This is a genomic window from Portibacter marinus (genome assembly GCF_021533195.1).
GTDB classification, from domain to species: domain Bacteria; phylum Bacteroidota; class Bacteroidia; order Chitinophagales; family Saprospiraceae; genus Portibacter; species Portibacter marinus.
Genome location: NZ_JAJNKB010000008.1, coordinates 41548 through 62122 on the forward strand (window position 1 = coordinate 41548; position 20575 = coordinate 62122).

14 protein-coding genes are annotated in these 20575 nt (G+C 38.1%); 7 read left to right on the plus strand and 7 right to left on the minus strand.

The genetic code is table 11. The annotated features are described in order from the left end of the window. Positions 1-64 precede the first annotated feature (64 nt). The gene (locus tag L2567_RS16315) at positions 65-295 is read left to right on the plus strand and encodes a DUF3820 family protein (protein ID WP_235298876.1); all 231 of its coding nucleotides are present in this window, start codon (positions 65-67) and stop codon (positions 293-295) included. Beyond that, the gene (locus tag L2567_RS16320; protein ID WP_235298877.1) at positions 279-2006 is read left to right on the plus strand and encodes an arylsulfatase; all 1728 of its coding nucleotides are present in this window, start codon (positions 279-281) and stop codon (positions 2004-2006) included. The genes L2567_RS16315 and L2567_RS16320 overlap by 17 nt, the downstream gene beginning before the upstream one ends. A gap of 1 nt (position 2007) precedes the next feature. On the opposite strand, the gene L2567_RS16325 is transcribed toward L2567_RS16320, so the two are convergent. Together L2567_RS16325 and lgt are read right to left on the minus strand one after the other, a co-directional pair. Further along, positions 2008-3501, minus strand: a complete 1494-nt coding sequence (locus tag L2567_RS16325; RefSeq protein WP_235298878.1) for a TlpA disulfide reductase family protein — start codon at positions 3499-3501, stop codon at positions 2008-2010. A gap of 56 nt (positions 3502-3557) precedes the next feature. After that, positions 3558-4370: a prolipoprotein diacylglyceryl transferase gene (lgt, locus tag L2567_RS16330; RefSeq protein WP_235298879.1), complete on the minus strand. Its 813-nt coding sequence runs from the start codon at positions 4368-4370 to the stop codon at positions 3558-3560. 177 nt (positions 4371-4547) lie between these two features. On the opposite strand from lgt, the gene L2567_RS16335 reads away from it, so the two are divergent. Further along, positions 4548-10217, plus strand: a complete 5670-nt coding sequence (locus tag L2567_RS16335) for an alpha-2-macroglobulin family protein (RefSeq protein WP_235298880.1) — start codon at positions 4548-4550, stop codon at positions 10215-10217. Positions 10218-10220: 3 nt separating this feature from the next. On the opposite strand, the gene L2567_RS16340 is transcribed toward L2567_RS16335, so the two are convergent. Next, positions 10221-11027, minus strand: coding sequence for a histidine kinase (locus tag L2567_RS16340; RefSeq protein ID WP_235298881.1), 807 nt, complete (start codon positions 11025-11027; stop codon positions 10221-10223). Next, entirely contained in the window at positions 11028-11921 is an 894-nt protein-coding gene (locus L2567_RS16345) for an ABC transporter ATP-binding protein (RefSeq protein WP_235298882.1), read from the minus strand. Positions 11922-11993: 72 nt separating this feature from the next. Here L2567_RS16345 and L2567_RS16350 point away from each other — a divergent pair, with 72 nt between their 5' ends. The 3 genes from L2567_RS16350 to L2567_RS16360 all read left to right on the plus strand — a co-directional run bounded on the left by L2567_RS16350 (position 11994) and on the right by L2567_RS16360 (position 16378). Further along, on the plus strand, positions 11994-13499 hold the full coding sequence (locus L2567_RS16350) for an ABC transporter ATP-binding protein (RefSeq protein WP_235298883.1): 1506 nt from the start codon (positions 11994-11996) through the stop codon (positions 13497-13499). 101 nt (positions 13500-13600) lie between these two features. Beyond that, positions 13601-13840 (plus strand): hypothetical protein, encoded by a 240-nt coding sequence (locus L2567_RS16355; RefSeq protein ID WP_235298884.1) that lies wholly within the window; start codon positions 13601-13603, stop codon positions 13838-13840. Between the two features lie 51 nt (positions 13841-13891). Then, entirely contained in the window at positions 13892-16378 is a 2487-nt protein-coding gene (locus tag L2567_RS16360) for a TonB-dependent receptor domain-containing protein (RefSeq protein WP_235298885.1), read from the plus strand. On the opposite strand, the gene L2567_RS16365 is transcribed toward L2567_RS16360, so the two are convergent. Then, the gene (locus tag L2567_RS16365) at positions 16375-18108 is read right to left on the minus strand and encodes a dynamin family protein (RefSeq protein WP_235298886.1); all 1734 of its coding nucleotides are present in this window, start codon (positions 18106-18108) and stop codon (positions 16375-16377) included. The two genes, L2567_RS16360 and L2567_RS16365, sit on opposite strands and share 4 nt — an antisense overlap. Then, complete coding sequence (locus L2567_RS16370; protein ID WP_235298887.1) at positions 18105-18749, minus strand: WbqC family protein; 645 nt, start codon at positions 18747-18749, stop codon at positions 18105-18107. Before L2567_RS16370 ends, L2567_RS16365 begins: the two co-directional genes overlap by 4 nt. Positions 18750-18773: 24 nt before the next feature. On the opposite strand from L2567_RS16370, the gene L2567_RS16375 reads away from it, so the two are divergent. Then, complete coding sequence (locus L2567_RS16375) at positions 18774-20000, plus strand: glycosyltransferase (RefSeq protein WP_235298888.1); 1227 nt, start codon at positions 18774-18776, stop codon at positions 19998-20000. Here L2567_RS16375 and miaE read toward each other — a convergent pair. Further along, a complete protein-coding gene (gene miaE / locus L2567_RS16380) occupies positions 19981-20565 on the minus strand; it encodes a tRNA-(ms[2]io[6]A)-hydroxylase (protein WP_235298889.1) in 585 nt (194 codons plus the stop codon). The genes L2567_RS16375 and miaE overlap by 20 nt on opposite strands. Positions 20566-20575 lie beyond the last annotated feature (10 nt).

Consider the following 20575-nt stretch of genomic DNA (forward strand, 5'->3'; position numbering starts at 1 on the left):
GAATGAATGTCTTAAAATACAAGCTTAAATTTTTCTTGCTTGCGAAATTATATAATTTTAGCGAATGGAAGGACCAGATCGTCAAGTACTCATTGATATAGTGACCATTAAGATGCCTTTTGGTAAGTATAAAAATCGACTACTTTGTGATTTGCCGATTTTTTATCTGCAATGGTTCCAGAACAAAGAGTGGCCAGTAGGCAAATTGGGTATCCTGATGAGAAATGTTTATGAGATCAAGATCAACGGTATGGAACCACTTTTAAAAGAAATCAAACATGTCATACATCATTAAAACGATTGTCTTCATTTTCTTTACGGCGATCTGTTTCGGTCAGCAGAAGCCCAATATCATTATCATTCTTACTGATGATCAAGGATGGGGGGATCTCAGCTTTACCGGCAATGAGAATATTTCTACACCGAATATTGACCAACTAGCAGCTGAAGGGGTTTTTTTTGAAAACTTTTTTGTCTCGCCAGTTTGTTCTCCAACAAGAGCTGAAATTCTTACAGGTCGGTTTTATACTCGAGGAGGAGTATATTCTGTTCATGAAGGGGGAGAAAGATTAGATGCAGACGAAACTACCATTGCCAATGTTTTAAAAGATGCAGGATATGTAACGGCAGCTTTTGGTAAATGGCATAATGGCACTCAGCCTCCCTATCATCCCATTTGTCGTGGATTTGATGAATTTTACGGCTTTACTTCCGGTCATTGGGGTAGTTACTTTAGCCCGATGTTGGATCACAATAACCAGATAGTAAAGGGTAGCGGATATTTACCTGATGACCTCACCACACATGCACTCAACTTTATCGAAGACCATCAATCTCAACCATTTTTTGTTTTCCTACCCTATAATACCCCACATAGTCCGATGCAAGTACCCGAACCCTATTGGCAAAAGCAGTTGAAGCAACCTTTAACAATATTTCATAAGGATCAAGAAAAGGAGGATACCATGTTCACCAAAGCTGCTCTAGCCATGGTAGAGAATATAGATGATAATGTAGGACGTATTAGTCAGAAAATTTCTGATTTAGACCTTGAGAACAATACCATCATCATTTTCTTATCTGACAATGGACCCAACAGTTGGAGGTGGAATAATCGAATGAAGGGCAGGAAAGGATCAACTGATGAAGGGGGAGTGAAATCTCCTTTTATCATCAAATGGAAGGGTAAGCTTGAGGCGGGAAAAAGACACAAGGCAATAGCTAGTTCATTGGATATACTTCCAACGCTTACTGCCATTGCAGGGATTGAATGGAATGCTGTAAAGCCCTTGGATGGCATCAATATGTTCGATTCGACGGACCACAAAGTAATTTACAGCTATTGGAATGATAGACTTTCTCTGAGAACACAAAGATTTAGATTGGATCACGAGGACCTTCTTTTTGATATGAATAATGATCCTGAGCAGCAGAAGGATGTCAGTAAACTGTTTCCCGAGATGCATCAAGATTTACTGAGGCTAAAAGAAAAGTGGCTAGAAGAAGTAGCTTCGGAAGTAGATCCGAAAATTGCCAGACCATTTCCAGTTGGACATTCGGAATATCCAAATACTCAAATGCCCGCGCGCGATGCAAAGTATACAGGTGAGATTCAGTCCTCTAATCGATGGCCTAATTGCTCGTTTTTGACCAATTGGACAGGAGCGCATGATTCGATTTTTTGGGAAGTAGAGGTTCTGACGCCAGGTACTTATCAAGCCGAAATTTATCATACCGCCAATGAGGAGGCATTGGGAAGCGAAGTTACTCTAGGCAATTCGCTGGAAGCCACATCTGGATTGATTCAAGTGGTTCATGATCCTCCACTTCATGGGATGCAATATGATGTGGTTCCTCGAGAAGAAGGCTATGTTAAAGATTTTAAGATCTTATCCCTAGGAAAAATTGACCTCAAAAAAGGCAAACAAAGACTTACACTTCAAAAGCAATCGGTTCATCCCAATGCATCCGTAGACTTTCGACTATTGATACTTAAAAGACTTTGATCTACCCCCTGCTGGCCTTGTCACGGTCTACAATAGTCATGATTTGGTTAACTTTCAGGTTTTTACCTATGATCTTTCGGTCAGGATTCAATACATACACTTCGGGTGTATTGTCTACGTAATACTTAGCATAAATTGCTTTGTTCGTTGGATCAAATACGTTAATCCATGGCATCTGATACTTTCGGATGGCCTCACGCCACTTATCATCTTCAGTATTGACAGCAATGCTATAAACTTCAAATTCTTTATTCTGTTGCTGGTTGTATAATTGAACTAATTTGGGAGTCTGCTCTGCACAATGTTCACAGTCAGGATTCCACATATAAACAATGACATAGGGCGATTTAATATCATTGATACTATAAGTTTTACCATCTGGCCCTTGAGCGGTGACATTGGGACCGGTTTGACCTACCAGACTATTTCCCATTTCATAAGCTCTTAATTGCAAACCGTACGTTTGGACAGAATCTTGCCAAAACGCCCTTTCTTTAGTGAAGTAGTTGGTAATCATATGCACATATACGGCTTCAGCATCCATCAATGTAGTCTTCGTCGGTTCATATTCTAGGGTCACCCAGTTGACGAAATATTTATAGTATTGATCATTGTCAATGCATTGATTGATCAACATGTCTGTATATTTTATTAATGTATCCGGATTCTGCGGCATGATATTTCCGTAATACTTGACCAGCTTATTAGAAATCACAGGCGTACGAAGCAAGCGCTTATCATCAAAGTTGGTATTCTGCCAGTATAATGTTCTCAATTTTGCGAGATAGTCCTGTGAAAGCCCGCCATTTGCGTCAAACTCGTAGGTGATGTGAGGATTCTGACCAGCTTCTTTGAAAGAAGTGAAAAGAGATTGAGGTAACTTTTCCCACATAGATCTCAGGTAGTCCATTTTTTCTTGCATCAACTGGTCATGTTCGTTGACCAGTTGCGTATGTGCTTCTGAACCTACTTCAAGGCCTTCAAAGGCCTTGGCGATGCGATTGAACTCGGGAGCCATATTCTGCTCGTGTAATAAAGTTTCGTACAAAAGCTCGTTCTCTTGACTTCCTTTAACTTTCATGGAACCTACAATATCTCCATTCACTGTGGACATTTCGAATGTTTGATCAGTATCGATGATCATTTGTATGGCCGTTGAACGATTTGGATAGACACCGTAGTAAAGTCCCGGTTCTAATGGCTCATTTCTTTTAAAAGTCAATTGGTTACCATTGATTTTTAGTGAGTCTACTAGAAAATATTGTTCGGCAAATATGCCCATGAGATAGTATGTACCCTGGGGAGCGTTTTCGATGGTAAGGGTAATATCGAGATTCTCCAGTTTGCGATTTGGATCCGGAGTCTGTGCAATTCTATTGTAAGAATCAATACTGGAGTAGCTATTCTCATTCTGAGCGGATTGCGACGTACCTTTGGGGCCACAGCTAATCAGCCAGAGACCAATAAGTGTGAAAAGTATTGAAATAAATCTCATCTTTTGCTATTAATTTTCAACAAAATAAATAAAATATTAGCAGAAATTATAATACGTTATTTGCGCTTAAGGATCATCACTATGATTCCACCAATCATAAAGGGAATACTTAAAAGTTGCCCCATGTTAAACGCCATTCCTTCCTCAAAAGCCACTTGGTTGATTTTGAAGAACTCAATTAAAAATCTGGCTGCGAAAAGGAGTGTAAAAAAAAGTCCAAAAATAAAACCCTTTCCCGGATTGAATTTCTTTGACTTATATAGTATAAAAAGTGTAATGAAGATCGCAAAGTAAGCAACTGATTCGTATAGTTGGGCCGGGTGACGTACCACATTATCTACTCTTGTAAAAATAACACCATACTCATTTCCCGTAGCTTTACCCAAAATTTCAGAATTCATAAAGTTTCCAAGACGAATAAAAGCACCCGTTAAGGAACCAGCGACAGCTACCTTATCTAAAACGCCCCAGAAAGGCTCTTTGGTCTTGCGACAGTATAGCCAGATGGCAATAAAAACACCTAAGATTCCACCGTGGCTTGCCAGACCTTGAAATCCTGTATAACGAAATTCTCCTCCAGACATCGTAAAGGGAAGAAGCATTTCTAAAGGATGTTTTAAATAATATTCAGGTTCGTAGAAGAGGCAATGACCTAACCTAGCCCCAAGAACGGTTGCAACAAAAATATAAAAAGCCAGGGTATCCAGATTATCCAGAGGAAGGCCCTCTTTTTTATACATTCTTTTAACGATCAAGTAACCAATGAACAATCCACTTGCAAAAAGTAAACTGTAATACCGGATAGGCATGGCGCCAAACAGATTGAAAATCACCGGATCAGGTCCCCAGGTTATTGCAAGATTAAGCATACATACTATTTTGCGCAAAGGTATAATAAAATTTTCAAGGAGTATCTGATTGCTAAAATTAGGATTGATTATGTAATTTATCCCAAACATGCATCCCAGTGTTGTAGTAATACATTTAAATAACCGGATTTATGTCGAGTCTAAAGCTTGATAAAACCAGAGTTAATATAAATACGAATGAGAAAATTAGGGATTATATGCATGCTGCTTTTAAGCATGTTTTCATGTAAAACGCAAAAGGAATTGAACATACAGACATCCAGAGACTATTCAGCGCAATGGAACGCTATCAATGAGCATATAGAGAAAGGATTTCCCGATAAAGCTATTTCAGAAACAGAGGATCTTATTGAAATGGCTCGCGATAATGGTGACGAAATTGTAGCAACTCAAGCTGTTTTGCAAAGAATCAACTTGAAGAACCTCGATCAGGAAGATTTTATGGAATATCAACTGGATTATTTGCAAAATCAACTATCGATTGCACAAGAACCCATTTCCCAATCCATTTTTCACTATGCCCTGGCTTTAATCTATCATAATTATTGGAATTCTAATAGCGATATCATTCCCGACGATATGAACGGTGATGAAGAGAAATCGGCTCAAGATTACAGTGAATTGATCAAAAAGCACTTCGATGCCGCATTGATTGATAAGACGAAGCAAATCAAGACTCGCGATATCAATCAATTTTTTGTAGATAAGAACTATAATGAATCCACTAGTCTGTGGGATTTTTACATGTCCGAGAAGATTAGATTGCTGCAGTCCAACGTATATAAGCAACTACTGGGTGAGAGGGAAATTAGTCAGGTTATTCATCAAGAGTACAATCAACTGATTTCAAAACTGAAGCGAAATGATCAAGACAAGCTGGCTTTGGAAACCGAGGTACAAAAAAGAATGTATTTTGAAGATGCTGTCCAGGAGTTAAGATCTGAATATCCTGCAAAATTTGAATACATCATTGATTATCATGTAGCACTTCAATTGATTACTGACGCTAGAAAAAACCAGGAAGACCGAACGAGAATTTCATCTCTGAGGGTGAGAAGTATGGAACTTCTAGAGTCCGTGTCTCAGGTAGGGGATAGCATTTACATGAATAACGCACAAGTACAAATAGCACGATTAAAGGCTCCTGAACTTAGAATTTCAACCGAACAGGTTAATCTTCCAGAACAAGCTATATTAATGTACTTGAATACAAGAAATGTTGATAAGATTTACTACAAAATATATCAGTTGTCTCAACAAGACTATCTGGAAGAGGGTAGAGAAAGGGAGTTCCCATTTAAGAACAAACCTGTAGTACATGAATCAGAATTGGTTTTACCTGTTTCTCCATTCCCATATGTAGATTTATCCTCTGAAACCGTATTGCCACCATTAAAGGCTGGATTTTATGGAATAGCAGTCAATACCATCCCAGATTTCGAAGAAAAAAGCAAAAATGCGCCTTTATTCACCGGTAATTTTTTAGTCAGTAGTTTAACGATTAATCATTTTTATGATCATGCTAAGGGAATGATGATTTTAGAAGCGATAGATCGGCAAACTGGAAAGCAAATCAGCAATGCCAACTTTAAAGTCTTGGAACGTGATTATAAAAGTGGACAAACAAAGTTTGTGACCCGATTTGAAGGTGTAGGGAATCCAAGATTTTCATATCAGCCCGACCCTAATAAAAGCTTTCTTCCTTATGTTGAGTATGGGAGTGACTTTTATATGCAAAAAGACGGTGTCTATCATAATCCAGACAGAAATTCTTCACATAGAAATGCCAATATTTTGACTGATAGAGCCATCTATCGTCCTGGTCAAACTCTACATTTTCATGGGCTCTATTATGAAAATGCAAAAAAATCCGTAGATCCTAAACCTGTAAAGAATGCAGGATTAAGTCTTAGGTTTTTCGACACTTTTGGAAATGAAATTGGGACTCAAGAACTTAAAAGTGATGAGTTTGGCGCTTTTCATGGTTCTTTTGATATACCAAAAAGTATACAAAGTGGAAACCTCAGCATTCGTTTAGCTGAGAACGGACAGCGGGTTAACGCCTACAAAAATGTAAGAGTAGAAGAATACAAGAGGCCAAAGTTTTTAGTTGAAGTTGATGAAGTTGACCAGCTTTTGAGACTGGGAGAAAAAGTGGAAGTAAAGGGTACCATAAATTCATATACTGGAGTCCCCGTATCTAATGCTAAGGTGGTATATAAGGTATATCGTAAATCCTGGATCCCTTATTTTTATTCGCGATACAATAGATTATATCCAATAAGTGAACCCATTCTTATTGAGTCAGGTACTACTGAAAGTGAGCTGGATGGTTCATTTGACTTTACTTTTACTGCAGAAACACCCGAGAACCGGGAAGAAGTCTCTAACTACAACTACACCGTGGAGATAGAAGTGACAGATGGCACAGGTGAAACTCAATTTGCAATGAAAGACTTCAATATTTCAGAGCAATCTATTTTTATTAAGTATGAAAAAAAGGATGAAGGGGCTTTGCTCATACAGACTGTCAATTCTGACAATCAGCCGATTACGGCTGATGTAAGGATAGATGTCTATAGTAGAAATACAGATCAATTTTTCATCGATCGATATTGGGAATTCCCAGATACGATAGATGAAAATGAAATAGCATCTTTAGGTTATAGGATTTTTGAAAAAGATAGGTACTACAGTGAAAGGATTCTGAGCGAAACGCTTACTGTGAAGGATAGTATGATGATCGAACTAAGGGAGAGGTTAGGAACGGGAGACTATAGACTTGTTTTAAATGCCAAAGGCAGTCAGGAGATTGAAGATTATATAGACATCATCGATTTTGAAGAGGGAGCATTCGCAGATGAAGAATTAATTTACGTTGTCAATCCAGAAGATCAATATCAACCAGGTGATCAGTTTGAATTGAAAGTGGGATCGAGTAAGAAGGATATCCAGGTTCAAATTCTAAGGTATCAAGACAGTAATTTAGAGTTTGAGCAATGGGTTAATCTCGGTGAAACCTATGTAAAAGATATTCCGATCACATCAAAGGATTATGGAGGCTTTAGTTTCCAGGTTCGTGCTTATTATCAAAATAGGATCTTTGAAAAAGTGGTTGACGTAGTGGTTCCTTACCGTCATAAGAAATTAAACATCAAACCTAAGTCTATTCGATATGTTGCTGAGCCCGGGAGTAAAGAAAGCTGGATGTTTGTAATAACAGACATTGATGGTAATCCAGTCCAGGCCCAATTTTTATCATCCATGTATGATGCTTCTTTGGATCAACTGGCTGAGCATGAATGGAGTTGGAGTCCATATCCCAGTAGGACAGGTACACCGTACTTTTCAAACTCCGGGTATGGCAACCAATTCTTGTATACCAGAAATTATCAATGGAATCAAGTTAACCAGCAAATGATTCCCTGGCTGAGATTGCCTGATTTTAAATACATTCCACAGCAATTCAATGCTTTCATTTATCGAGAAATGGCCGAGAGTGGAAGTATAATGAAAATGCAAGGAGCGGTAGTAGAGGATGAAGCAAGCACAGAATCAGCAAATAGCGCCATGGTAGCAAGCGCTCCACCTCCACCACCGCCTGTTTCTCAAGTGCGAACAAATCTTGCTGAAATGGTTTTCTTTAAGCCAGCATTGCAAAGTAATTCAGATGGCGAGGTAAAGTTAGAGTTTGTGAATAATGAGGCACTGACTAAGTGGAAGTTACAAAACTTTGCTTTTACGAGAGATTTAAAGTACGGATTTCAATCTGAAGAGATTGTGACCCGCAAAGAACTGATGATTCAGGCTAATCAACCCAGATTTTTAAGATCAGGGGATCAAATACAATTGTCTGCGAAAATCAATAACCTCAGCGAGAACACTCAAAAAGTAATCGCAGCGTTGAAAGTTTATGACGAAGTAAGCCAAGAGGTACTTGATTTTGGTTTAGAAAAATATCAAATATCAATAGAATCGGATCAGCAAAAGGAAGTTTTCTGGAGTTTGAAAGTGCCTGTCAGACCTGGCTTAATCAAACTGGTCTATTCGGTAGTGGGAGAGCGTCATGAGGATGCTGAACAACATATCGTGCCAGTCATGCCCGGTGAAAAGTTTTTAATCGATTCGAAAACGATATTGCTAGATGCAAAATCAAATGGAGAAGTTGATTTTACTGAAATGAAATCAGGAAACAATAGGAGTAGTTCGTTGATGATAGAATCGACTGGTAGCCCAGCCTGGTACGCAATGAGATCATTGCCTTACTTAATGGAACAGGAGTCAGAGAACGCAGAAGCCATCTTTAATAGGTACTTTGCCAATGCACTTGCACTCAAAATTTTGAAAGAAAATCCATTAGTTGAGCAATTTTACAAACAGTGGAAAGCATCAGGTGATACGCTGTCTTCATTGAGCTTAAATGCGGCCTTAAAAAAAGTAGACTTGTCATCCACACCATGGTTGCAATCGGCAATAAGTGAAGAAGAGACATTGCGAAAATTAGCAGAACTTTTCGACAGTGAGTTGATCAACAATGAATTGAATAATGCCGTTAGGAAATTGGAAGCCATGCAGCTTGGCAACGGTGCATTTCCATGGTTCGAAGGTGGAAGACCTAATTTTTATATCAGCCAGTATATTTTAGAAGGCATCATCAAATTAGAAGATTTGGGAATTCAAGGATTCAGTCCATCCATCAAATCCAAATTGTTTCGTTATCTGGCTTCAGCTATTATTGAAGATCATGATGATCTTAGTAATAGAATATCACTATCCTTGATTAGAAACATATGGATCAACACCAGAATGACAGAGAAAGTAGATGGTAGTTATGTACGACTGGTCAATCAAGCTAAATCCAAATTAAAGCAAGATTGGTACGAATACGATCTGGAATCACAAAACTTTATCGCCAGGATATTCCTGAAGGAGGATAAAGCACTGAGCAAAAAGATTGTGTCATCCTTGCTGGAGAAATCATTTTACAAAGAACAATTAGGTAGATTTTGGAATAGTAATCCGGGAGGTGTCTACAGCTCATGGGATATCAGTTTACAGGCGCATATGATCGCATTGTTTAATGAATACGATACTTATCAGAAGCAAATTGATGAAATGAAGTTTTGGCTTATTTCTAACAAGAGAACCAATTCGTGGTCTAGCAGTATTGCTACTTCTTCAGCGATCTACGCATTGACACTGGGTAACAGCAGTTCTTTTGGGCAAGGCAAGAATATTGACATGTTGGTCAATGGTCAGAAAGTGCAAAGTAACGCCATTGCCGGATTGAATTATCAGAAGAAAGAATTTTCAAACCCTGCATTGATCAATGATATGCACAAAATAGAGTTTGAAAATTCAAATGATCACAAAGCCTGGGCCAATGTGCATTATCAGTTTTTTCAGGATTATGAAGACATTCAAAGCACTGATAATGAATACTTTGATCTAGCTAAGGAGATTTACGTAGTGGGGATTAATAATGAATTACAAAATATAGAAGATCATAACTTGCAATTAGGTGATCGCATTCGGGTTCGATTGGTTATTACTACAGACAGACCTATGCAGTTTATACATGTTTCTGATGAACGACCAGCCGGAGCAGAACCAATAGAAAGTGAAAGCAGGTACATGTGGGATAACAGGCTTGGATATTATAAATCTGTTAAAGATTTAGCGACACATTTCTTTTTGGACAGTGTGCAAAAAGGAAGATATGTGATCGAGTATGATATGTATATCAATAATAAAGGGAGCTATAATAGCGGAGTTGCTGAAATTCAGAACTATTATGCGCCTGAGTTCAATGATTACTCAAAGTCCATTAAAATTAAAGTTAAATAAGGTCTACATATCTTTGGCCAACATGTTCCAGTAAGCCAGCGATACAAAGATGGCTGTGAGTGCAAGGGTTAGTCCTATGGCGAGGTTAGGGTCAATTAAAAAATCAAAATTGACCTCGCTTGGTATTGCTGAGGCAAATTCAAAAAATGGCATCGGAAGAAGGTCTTCTACAATGTTCATGGGATAGTATAAGATCGATTCATCCAGTGCTATTTCACGATGCACCACCCATCTGATAAAAGGCTCGATAAATAGTACGTAAGACCAGTAAAGTAGAATGGCGATGCCCGAGCTTCTGATAACCAAGCCTATAAGCATAGCAAAACTTAAGTAGCCTAGACACATTATAAAAAACCGTAATATATAAGGGCCTCCATCCAGAATCATTTGCAAATCCGGAGCCTCTGTAGCAATAAGTCCGATAAGGCTAGTAACGATGGCATAATACATGGTAGCTCCCACGCAAAGTGCAAGAAGTGCTACACATTTTCCCACAAAGAATTCAGTTCTGGATTGGCCATTAATGATGCTTTGCCTAAAGGTCTTGTTAGAAACCTCCGAAGTGATAATATGAACTGCAACATATCCCAGGCAGAAGAAAACCAACCAATTTCCTGAATATCCCATCCATTGCCAGACTGTAGGAAATTCAAAGAATAGATTATTAGAAGCCATCAAACCTGGAATGGTTGGTACCGTCTTGCCGAGAAAAATCAATGCAGGAAGAAAGGCCATATACATAAATAATAACATGGTGACCACCGTATTCTTCCCAAACTTTTGGTATTCCAGTTTCAAATAGTTTAACATCTAAGCTGTCTCTTTAGTAATTTCAAGAAATTCTTCCTCCAATTTTCGTTTACGCTTCACAATATGAGTTGGAAGTAAACCACTATCTATGCATTTCCGAATGATGCCTTCTACATCTTTCTCATCTGTTACAGTACATTCAACAAAATTATTTTTTTGGACTATATTTTTAATGGTAGGAATGTGCGCAAGAATATCCTTTAACTTGCTCATATCATTAACCGCAAGCTCTACAGTAGTATCGGAACTTAAGATAGAGCCCACAGAACCCGTAGCCAACAGGTTGCCTTGTTTGATGATGGCTACATGAGTACATATCTTTTCCACTTCGTCAAGAATATGGCTGGCCATGATGACCGTCTTTCCTGAGTTAGCAATGTCCTGTAATGTAATTCTAACTTCTGCAATACCTTGAGGATCAAGGCCGTTAGTAGGCTCATCAAAAATAACCACGTCAGGGTTGCCAATCAAGGTGGCCGCAATGGCTAGTCTTTGCTTCATGCCTAGGGAATAAGTTCTAAACCTGCTGTGTCTACGCTCAAAAAGATTGACCTTGTGAAGCAGACTGTCCAGATCATCATCCCATGACTTCTTAATTCTTTGGACAATTTTTAGATTAGATACAGCATCGAGATAAGGGTAAAAATTTGGTGTTTCTAAGATGGCACCTATCCTTCTTCTAGGATTATCTCCATACTTACCGGCAAACCAGGTAAAAGATCCTGAAGTCTGTTCTAATATTCCCAAGATGATCCCTAAAGTCGTCGTCTTTCCACTGCCATTAGGACCTAAGATCCCGTAGACTTGCCCAGCTTCAACCTCCAAGTTTAATCCCTTCAACGCTTCGATCTTCCCATAATTCTTATGGAGGTCGGTTATCTTTAATACTGACATAAAATTAGTTCATTCGTCTTGCAGCGATCAATATAAGGTAGTTTGTTTAATTTTAGTATTAATTTAAGATAAATGCAGGATTTAGAGGGACGTAAGGTTTTGGAAATCGGAAGTTTGAAAATTGACTTCAAAAATAAGAAAGTCATTAATAATTTAAGCTTTGATGTCGTACAAGGTGAGACTTTGGCCATTATCGGCAAAACGGGTAGCGGCAAAACACTGACTGTGCTTGCTTCACTTGGACTGGCTCCTAAGAAAGCCACTGTTTCGGTTACCAAGTCTTCTTATCAAAATAACAGCATAACTCATTCTTTATTTCCGAACGATATTGCAATTGTGTTTCAGAATGCAGGGATGGCTTTAAATCCGACCATAAAATGCGGTAGACAAGTAGAAAGGGTTATCCTTAGAAATACTACAGTCAATAAGAAATCATCGAGAGTAAAGACCATGGCATTGTTTGATAAGGTTAAGCTTTCAGACCCCAATAGAATTTACAATTCCTATCCTCATGAAGTGTCAGGTGGAGAACTGCAAAGAGTAATGATCGCCATGGCTTTAAGCTGTGAACCGAAACTATTGATCTTAGATGAGCCCACAGCCTCACTTGATAAACTGATACAGAGCCAATTTGTGAAGTTACTTCAAGAGCTCAAGTTAAATGAAGGAATTACCATTTTAATCATTTCGCATGATTTAATTATGGTCTCTGAGATTGCGGATCGAATCATTCACATAGATCGCGGTGAAAAGCTGGCTGATCAGAAAACAATGTTTTTTTTTCAAGAACCAGAGCATCCGATTTCTCGGAAGCTTATAGATCATTTAAGGTCATGGCATTTACAACGCTTCAAAAGTGACACATTGGATGCTATTATTTATGAATTAAATAAGGGCTCAAAGTCATTTCCTAATGGTAATAAGGCTTTCGATGCAGTAGATTTAGTTCTACACCGGAAGGAAAAATTAGGTATCGTAGGCGAGTCGGGTAGTGGGAAGTCTACCTTAGGTAGATGTATAGCCGGTATCTCAGCATTTACAGCAGGTAAGGAATGGACTGATATTCCTAAATCTGAAATAGCTTATATTTTTCAGGATGCTTACAATGCTATGGACCCGGATCTTACTGTAGATGATATTCTAAATGAGGTGCTTAGATTAAGAAACTCAGATAAAGAGCCATTGGATTATTTAAAAATGGTGAAGCTTGATGCAGCTATCGGGCAACGAAAAATTCAACAATTATCTGGTGGGCAAAGACAAAGGGTCAATTTAGCCCGTGGATTAGCGCAACAACCTAAAGTTTTAATTTGTGACGAAGTCACTGCTGGTCTTGATCTACAGGTCCAATACGACCTCATAAAACTCATGGATTTGGCATTGCATCAGTTCTCCGTCATTTTCATTTCACATGACATATCATTGGTTAAATTTTTCTGCCACCGGATCGCCATCATGAAAGAAGGAAATATTGTAGAAGTAGGAAAAACAGAGGAAATTTTCACTAAAAGTAGGAATGATTACACAATAGACCTGATTAATTCCGCAGGTAACGTTAAATATTTCTTAAATATGTAATCAAAAGTGTAACTTTTTTTTCCATACCTCCGTTCTTATAGTGTGCAACCTTTTCACAGAATTTGCATCTATATTAATACAACCCAATTGAAACGTTAATTATGCCTGTACGAAGACTTAAGCGAAAAAGTGTAGCAGTACTGTTTATAGTAGTTGCTATCATCAGTGTTTTCTCATTTACCTATCTAAACTTATGCGAAGAGAACACCATAATGATTTCACAGTACATGGGGGATATTAGCTATGCAGATTTTAGACTGGAACAAATCGTTTTACCTGACTTGCATTTCTTCGAAAATAGTTTCCAGAGAATCGTCGAATTAATTTTTGCAAGAACTTAATTAAACCATTTGGAGTATGGTGTGTCTTAATGGACATATACTATATACCCAATGAAGAAATATTTATTATTTTTCCTTTTAAGTTTTGTTTGTTTAAGCATTCATGCTCAACGTGGTCGCACTCAGGAACCAGGATTAATTACTGGTAAGATTATCGATGCTGAATCCAACATACCTTTGGAATTTGCCACACTTTCCCTTTTCAAAGCAGAAAGTGATGAATTAGCTGGAGGTACAATTACCAACTCTAATGGAAAATTTGAAATAGAAGCACCTCCGGGCCAATACTATTTAGAAATTGAATTTATCTCTTACGCTCCAAGGCGCGTGGACGACATTAAGGTCTCTGCATCAGAGGAAGTAGTGATTGTGCCCACGATAAATCTCAGTTTGGATTCCGAGCAACTCGATGAAGTTGTCATCACAGAAGAACGTTCACAAGTTTCACTCAGCCTGGATAAAAAGGTTTTCAATGTGGGAAAAGATTTAACCAACAAAGGAGGAACAGCTGAAGATATTCTGGACAATGTTCCGTCGGTTGCTGTCGATCTTGAAGGCAATGTATCTTTGCGAGGTAGTGGTGGAGTGAGAATTTTAGTTGATGGAAAACCTAGTATGATGGTGGGAGATGGCAATAGTAACGGTCTTAGAAACCTGCCAGCCAACATGATTGAATCCATCGAGGTCATCACCAACCCCAGCGCAAGATATGAAGCTGAGGGTATGGCTGGAATCATTAATATCGTCTTGAAAAAAGATAGGAAGAAGGGTTTCAACGGTTCTATTGATGTAACCGGAGGCTATCCGGCCACAGCAGGTACAGCTTTCAATTTAAACTACAGAAGAGATAAAATCAATCTGTTTTCCTCTCTAGGAACAAGATACAGAACTGGTCCTGGGGGTGGTTTTACCTTTCAGGAAAGAATTTATAATGATGGACGAGCATCTGAAATATTCAATGCAACCAGATCCATTAACCGTTCTGGTATTTCAGGAAACCTCAATCTCGGAATGGATTATTTTATTAATTCCAATAATATACTTACTTCCTCTTTTTCTTTCAGAAGATCAAGAGAAGGAAACAACAACAGTGTGATCTATGAAGATTTTATGAATTCCAGAGCTAATCTTGTAGGAATTTCTGAAAGAAGTGATGATGAGTCTGAAAATGAGTATGATACGGAATATGCGCTGACTTATGAAAAGAAATTGGCCGGAAAAGATCATAAATTTATCGCCGATCTTCGCTTTCAGGATAATACTGAAGTTGAGTCTTCAGATTTTGTCCAGGAATTCTTTGATGCAAATGGGGAACCCAGTGGTGATGATGATCTTTTTCAGCGATCTGCGAACAATGAAACTGAGCGTAGAATAAATTTGAAAGCTGATTATCTCCGACCTTTACCGAATGATGGGAAGTTTGAGGTAGGATTACAATCATCCTATCGCTTGATCTCTAATCGCTATTTAGTCGAAGAGCAGATAGAGAATGAGTGGGTCAGATTAGCGAATTTATCGAATGACTTCAATTATGATGAATTTATTAATGGAGCCTATGGTATTTATGGAAAAGAATATCTAAGATGGTCTTATCAGGTAGGATTGCGAACAGAATACTCTTTCATTCAGACCCAATTGTTAGATTCAGATGAGGACGCTAACGCCAGGAATTACTTTAATTTCTTTCCAAGTGCTTTTCTATCCTATAAAGTTAATGAAGAAAATTCACTACAAATTAGCTATAGCAGGAGAATCAGAAGACCTAGGTTTTGGGATTTAAACCCCTTTTTTACTTTCAGTGATCCTAGAAATCAGTTCAGTGGTAATCCAGATCTAAATCCTGAATTTACAGATTCATATGAATTAGGGTACGTTAATTACTTTGGCAAAGGATCACTGACGTCCTCTATTTATTATCGTCATACAACAGATGTAATTGATAGAGTCCAGACCGTCACCAATGAAGGGGTAACGATCCTGAGACCTGAAAATCTGCTCACGCAAGATGACATTGGTTTTGAATTTACCGGAAATTATAAAATCTTAAAATGGTGGGATCTGAGTGGAAATTTAAATGCCTTCAGATCCATTACCGATGGTGCCAATATCCAAGATGACTTTACTGCAGACGCATATACGTGGTTTACCAGACTCAATAATAAACTGAAGTTTTCAAAGACTTTTGAGAGTCAGGTACGAGTTGGTCATAGAGGTGCAAGAAGAACACCACAAGGATTTAATAGGGGTATCACCAGTATAGATTTAGGCTTTGGCAAAGAATTTCCTGAAAAAAATCTGAGCCTGGCTTTAAATGTCAGAGACTTATTGAATTCCAGAAAAAGACAAAGTATCAATGAATTCAATCTCTATGAAGACGGTGATGTAGTAGGTACATTCTTCTCTGAGAGTGAATTTCAATGGAGGGCTAGAAGTATTATTGTTTCATTAAATTATAGGATCAATCAGGACAGAAGGCGCGGCAGAAGAGGTGAAAGAGGTGACGGTGGAGGAGATTATGATGGAGGAGAAGAGTTCTAAGCAGAGTTCAAAACTTCTGTAATTTCCGTTTCGTATTTCTGCATTTGCAGTTTTAATTCCTGCTCTTTTGCATTTAATCTTTCTAATGCTTTACCTTCCTTTTCGATAAGGTCATCAAAACGTTGAAAGTTTTCATCTATTTTCTCCTTAATTCTGGCAATGTAATTGGCCAGTTTCTCACTGATCTCTTCATCTATTCGAATTCTTCCTTTATCTATTTCTTCCCTGACACTCCTTACAATTTTCTTCTTACGTAATCCCAGTGAAAAGCCTGCGAAGATCAATCCAGTGGCTGCTAATATCCCTCCAGTGATGTCGAAAACTGCCAGGTTGGTTACCGCGGTTAAAATTACACCTACCACAGCGATTCCTCCTCCCGCAGCTAGATTAGGAGTGATATTGCTATTGCCCATAATCTGGTCATCATAATAATTCTCTGAACGGCTTAGAAATGAAGAAAATGTTTCCTGCAGATCTTTAAGAACATTCGCACGACGCTCCGCTATATCACTGAAAATTTCATGATTATCTTTAAGGACAGTAGTACTGTTCTTTATTTTCAGATCTACAATCTTGGCCATGTTTTGAATACTGTCCGCTATATCCACCACACCTTCCTGAAGCTTATCTTTTAAATGTTTATTCAGCCCTTTTTCAAGTTCATTTTGAAGCTCGGCTAGCCAATCTTTAACTGATTTTGAACTTCCCACCATTGAAGTAAAAGACCTTTTAACCATAGGCACAAAAGAAAGTCCGTCACTCAATTCATTCAGTTTGGTTAAAGTCACTCGATCATAGGCATTGAGTAGGTTTTCCACCAAGTTATCCACCTGTTTTACAGACTTTTGTTCTTGCTGATCAAGTGTTTCCCTGATTTCCTGTCTAAAGGCTTTATCTAATTCATATTGTTTGCGCCGATCCTGGATTCCTGCTGAAATTCTTGATAATATTTGTTGGCCTGAATTAATAGAACTGAGTAATTTCAGATAAGGCGTTTTTCCTCCAGTAACATTATCCTCAAGATATTTTCTCAGAACTTGAAATCCTGATATATCTTTTTGACCTTCTTGCTCCTGTTTGGCACTTACGGCAAAAACTTTAGGGTTTGCCATGCCTTTCTTTTCAGCTTGAACCTTAACACCATTTGAATTGATGAGTAGATCTTCTTCAGGCAAAAGATCTTTCTGTTGGAGAATAAAAATGACTTTTTTATGCCATTCTTCATTGATGAAATCAAAAAATTCCCAGGAGGACTGTCGGTAAGGGTTTTTGGCCTCAAATACAAAAACGATCAAATCTGAGGACGGTATAAAACGCTCTGTTATTTCCTGATGATGATCTACGATGGTATTGGTGCCAGGTGTATCAACGATGCTTATTTCTTTAAGTATCTCAACAGGCTGGTAGATCTTTTTCAGGAATGGATTGATCATTTCGACTCTTTCTTCTCCATAAGTAATCTGCTGGATCGTGTCGGTCATAGGTGATGGAGCTACCTTGCAAATGTCTTTCTGCGATTCCAATAAAGCATTGATAAAACTGCTCTTACCGGCTTTGACTTCACCCACTATCACAAACATAAAAGGTTCGTGAATACTTCTTGAAACCTCCCTGGCTGTTTGCTCTAACTCCTCATTATTAATCTCTTCCACTATTTGATTCAAGGCATGAAATACTTCTTGCAGCTGATTCTTGAAAGCGGTTGCTTTTTGATCTATGTATTCTTTCATTTCTTATTTATCGTTGAGGCTAGATATAACCTGGCTTCAGGACCCAAACAAAATATCAAATCTAAGATACTTAAATTAGGTGCAAATGGTCGTTCATCTGAAAATACCTGGTCGTAAATTGGAAAATTATATTGTTGCTCAATTTTCTGCTGATGTTTCTTTTTAGGGCTCAGCGCTCCTCTTCTTATGTCTATTTTAAACGTCTCATTTTCTAAAAATTGAGACGACAATTTAATGTCTGCTTTCAATTCCAAAACTTCTTGACACTTATCAATGATATCCAAATTTAGATCAAATAGATATTGATATGATTTTTCAAAAATTGGTTCGAACAAATGAAAATAGTATTCAAAGTAGGGCGATTTACCATAACATGTTTTGATGGAGCGAATATGATTCACCTGCCAATTTTCTGAATGATCTATAGCAACCTCTCTAATAGGCATCTGACTGTTTTTACCACTTTTTAAGGGGACACTTAGCGCAAGTGGACCTTGAGGACTTAGTACATACATGCGATTGCGATAACCACCTTTCTGATAATGCTCATGTTGATCTATGGTGAAGATATCATAGGATTCCATCAAAGCGAAATAGGCGATGGGAGGAAAATATTGTATTTCTATAAGTACATTTGTCATGTCAGGAAGTGTAAATGTAGTTGAATGGAAATAATTAAACAATATCTAAAAAAGCAGGGCAAGACACAGGGGCTGATTACGGAATCTCCTTCGGTCGATTTAGAATTAATTGTGGTCATACCGGCATATAAGGAACCTAACATTATTAAAACGTTAGAATCTTTATCAGCTTGCTCTATCCGGAATGGTAAGATAGAAGTTCTTATTTATATCAATGGTTCTTCATCAGATACGAGGGAGGTAAGGCGTGACAATGACTCAGCCTATTCACAAAGCTTAACATTTGCTAAAAATAATAGTACCGAAGCATTGCAATTTCATATACTTAAAAACCTGGATTTACCTTCCAAGAAGAGTGGAGTAGGCTTGGCCAGAAAAGTATTGATGGATGAGGCTCTATTAAGATTTCAGACACTTCAAAAAGAGGGCGTCATTGTCAATTTGGATGCTGATTGTACGGTCTCAAAAAATTACTTTGAGTCCATTATTCAATATTTTGAAATCAATCCTCATCTGAACGCAGCATCAATTCATATTGAGCATGAACTGAGCAATCCTTCGATCATCAATTATGAATTACACTTGAGGTATTTCATTGGTATGCAAAAGTTGATCGGCTGCCCTTTTGCATTTCAAACGGTAGGAAGTGCGATGGCAGTGCGAACCCAAGCCTATGCAGCTCTTGGTGGCATGAATACCAGAAGAGCCGGAGAAGATTTTTACTTCCTTCACAAATTTATAAAGAATGGCACCTGTGGTGAATTGTCTGCTTGCACTGTTTACCCAGAAGGCAGAATTTCGGATCGTGTGCCTTTCGGAACGGGAAAGGCAGTAGGAGAGGGGGAAGCTGGAAATGAAATAATGACTTATCACCCATCAAGTTTCACAATTCTGCAACCTTATTTTAATCGAGTAGGCAGATTTAGTGAAGATGCTAATACCAATATAAATGATGACCGGATCACTCCTTTTTTAGAACGAATTAAATTTAAAGCAAAGATGGAAGAGATTAACAAAAACACCTCTTCTCAAGAAGCATTCATCAAAAGATACTTTCAATATTTCGATGCGTTTAAATTCATGAAAGCGCTGCATTTTTTAAGAGACACTTTGTATCAAGATGTGAAATTGGATTTTGCATTGGATCATTACTTTGAGCAACTTGGAGAATCCTATTATGGTGTGAATGAAATAAGCTTAAGTGTTCTCCGAAAGGTCGATAAAAAACAAGCTAATGAAGTGCGGCTCTGATCTCAAGCCCATCAAGAATTTCCTGCTCTTGATCCACCCACCACTCTAATCTCTGGTATACTTGATCTTTCGAAAAGTAGTTTAAAGCCATTTTAACGAAGATATGACCATGTTTGGCTTCTGAAGTCCACAGCATCTTATAAAACTTTTTAAGTTCCGGATCTTCAAGAGCATCTGCAACCATTTTGAAGCGTTCGGCACCGCGAGTTTCCACAATAGAAGCAATTAAAAGTCGATCGAGAAAGCGTTCCTCTCTGCCAGAGTGACATTTTTTAATCAAAGCTTTTACATAGGGATCCTCACCCATGCTGTGTGGTAAAGGTATTCCTCTCTTTTCCATTAATAGATAAACTTGCTGGAAGTGTTCAAGTTCTTCAATTCCTGTCTCGATTAAATCTGGAATAATCTCCTTTCTGTCAGGATATTTTGCCACAAAACTCATGGCCATGGATGAAGCTTTTCGCTCACAATCTAAATGATCTTGCAAAAACGAATCAAAATCTGACATGACAGCATTAATCCATTCCTGGCTGCTGGGTGCCTTAATATCCAGGTTTAATTTCATTCAATGATGG

What these genes read in the sequence shown, in the direction of transcription:
- L2567_RS16315 (WP_235298876.1), top strand. Translation starts at nt 65, where the DNA reads ATGGAAGGACCAGATCGTCAAGTACTCATTGATATAGTGACCATTAAG.
- L2567_RS16320 (WP_235298877.1), top strand. Translation starts at nt 279, where the DNA reads ATGTCATACATCATTAAAACGATTGTCTTCATTTTCTTTACGGCGATC.
- L2567_RS16325 (WP_235298878.1), bottom strand. Translation starts at nt 3,501, where the DNA reads ATGAGATTTATTTCAATACTTTTCACACTTATTGGTCTCTGGCTGATT.
- lgt (WP_235298879.1), bottom strand. Translation starts at nt 4,370, where the DNA reads ATGCTTAATCTTGCAATAACCTGGGGACCTGATCCGGTGATTTTCAAT.
- L2567_RS16335 (WP_235298880.1), top strand. Translation starts at nt 4,548, where the DNA reads ATGAGAAAATTAGGGATTATATGCATGCTGCTTTTAAGCATGTTTTCA.
- L2567_RS16340 (WP_235298881.1), bottom strand. Translation starts at nt 11,027, where the DNA reads ATGTTAAACTATTTGAAACTGGAATACCAAAAGTTTGGGAAGAATACG.
- L2567_RS16345 (WP_235298882.1), bottom strand. Translation starts at nt 11,921, where the DNA reads ATGTCAGTATTAAAGATAACCGACCTCCATAAGAATTATGGGAAGATC.
- L2567_RS16350 (WP_235298883.1), top strand. Translation starts at nt 11,994, where the DNA reads ATGCAGGATTTAGAGGGACGTAAGGTTTTGGAAATCGGAAGTTTGAAA.
- L2567_RS16355 (WP_235298884.1), top strand. Translation starts at nt 13,601, where the DNA reads ATGCCTGTACGAAGACTTAAGCGAAAAAGTGTAGCAGTACTGTTTATA.
- L2567_RS16360 (WP_235298885.1), top strand. Translation starts at nt 13,892, where the DNA reads ATGAAGAAATATTTATTATTTTTCCTTTTAAGTTTTGTTTGTTTAAGC.
- L2567_RS16365 (WP_235298886.1), bottom strand. Translation starts at nt 18,108, where the DNA reads ATGAAAGAATACATAGATCAAAAAGCAACCGCTTTCAAGAATCAGCTG.
- L2567_RS16370 (WP_235298887.1), bottom strand. Translation starts at nt 18,749, where the DNA reads ATGACAAATGTACTTATAGAAATACAATATTTTCCTCCCATCGCCTAT.
- L2567_RS16375 (WP_235298888.1), top strand. Translation starts at nt 18,774, where the DNA reads ATGGAAATAATTAAACAATATCTAAAAAAGCAGGGCAAGACACAGGGG.
- miaE (WP_235298889.1), bottom strand. Translation starts at nt 20,565, where the DNA reads ATGAAATTAAACCTGGATATTAAGGCACCCAGCAGCCAGGAATGGATT.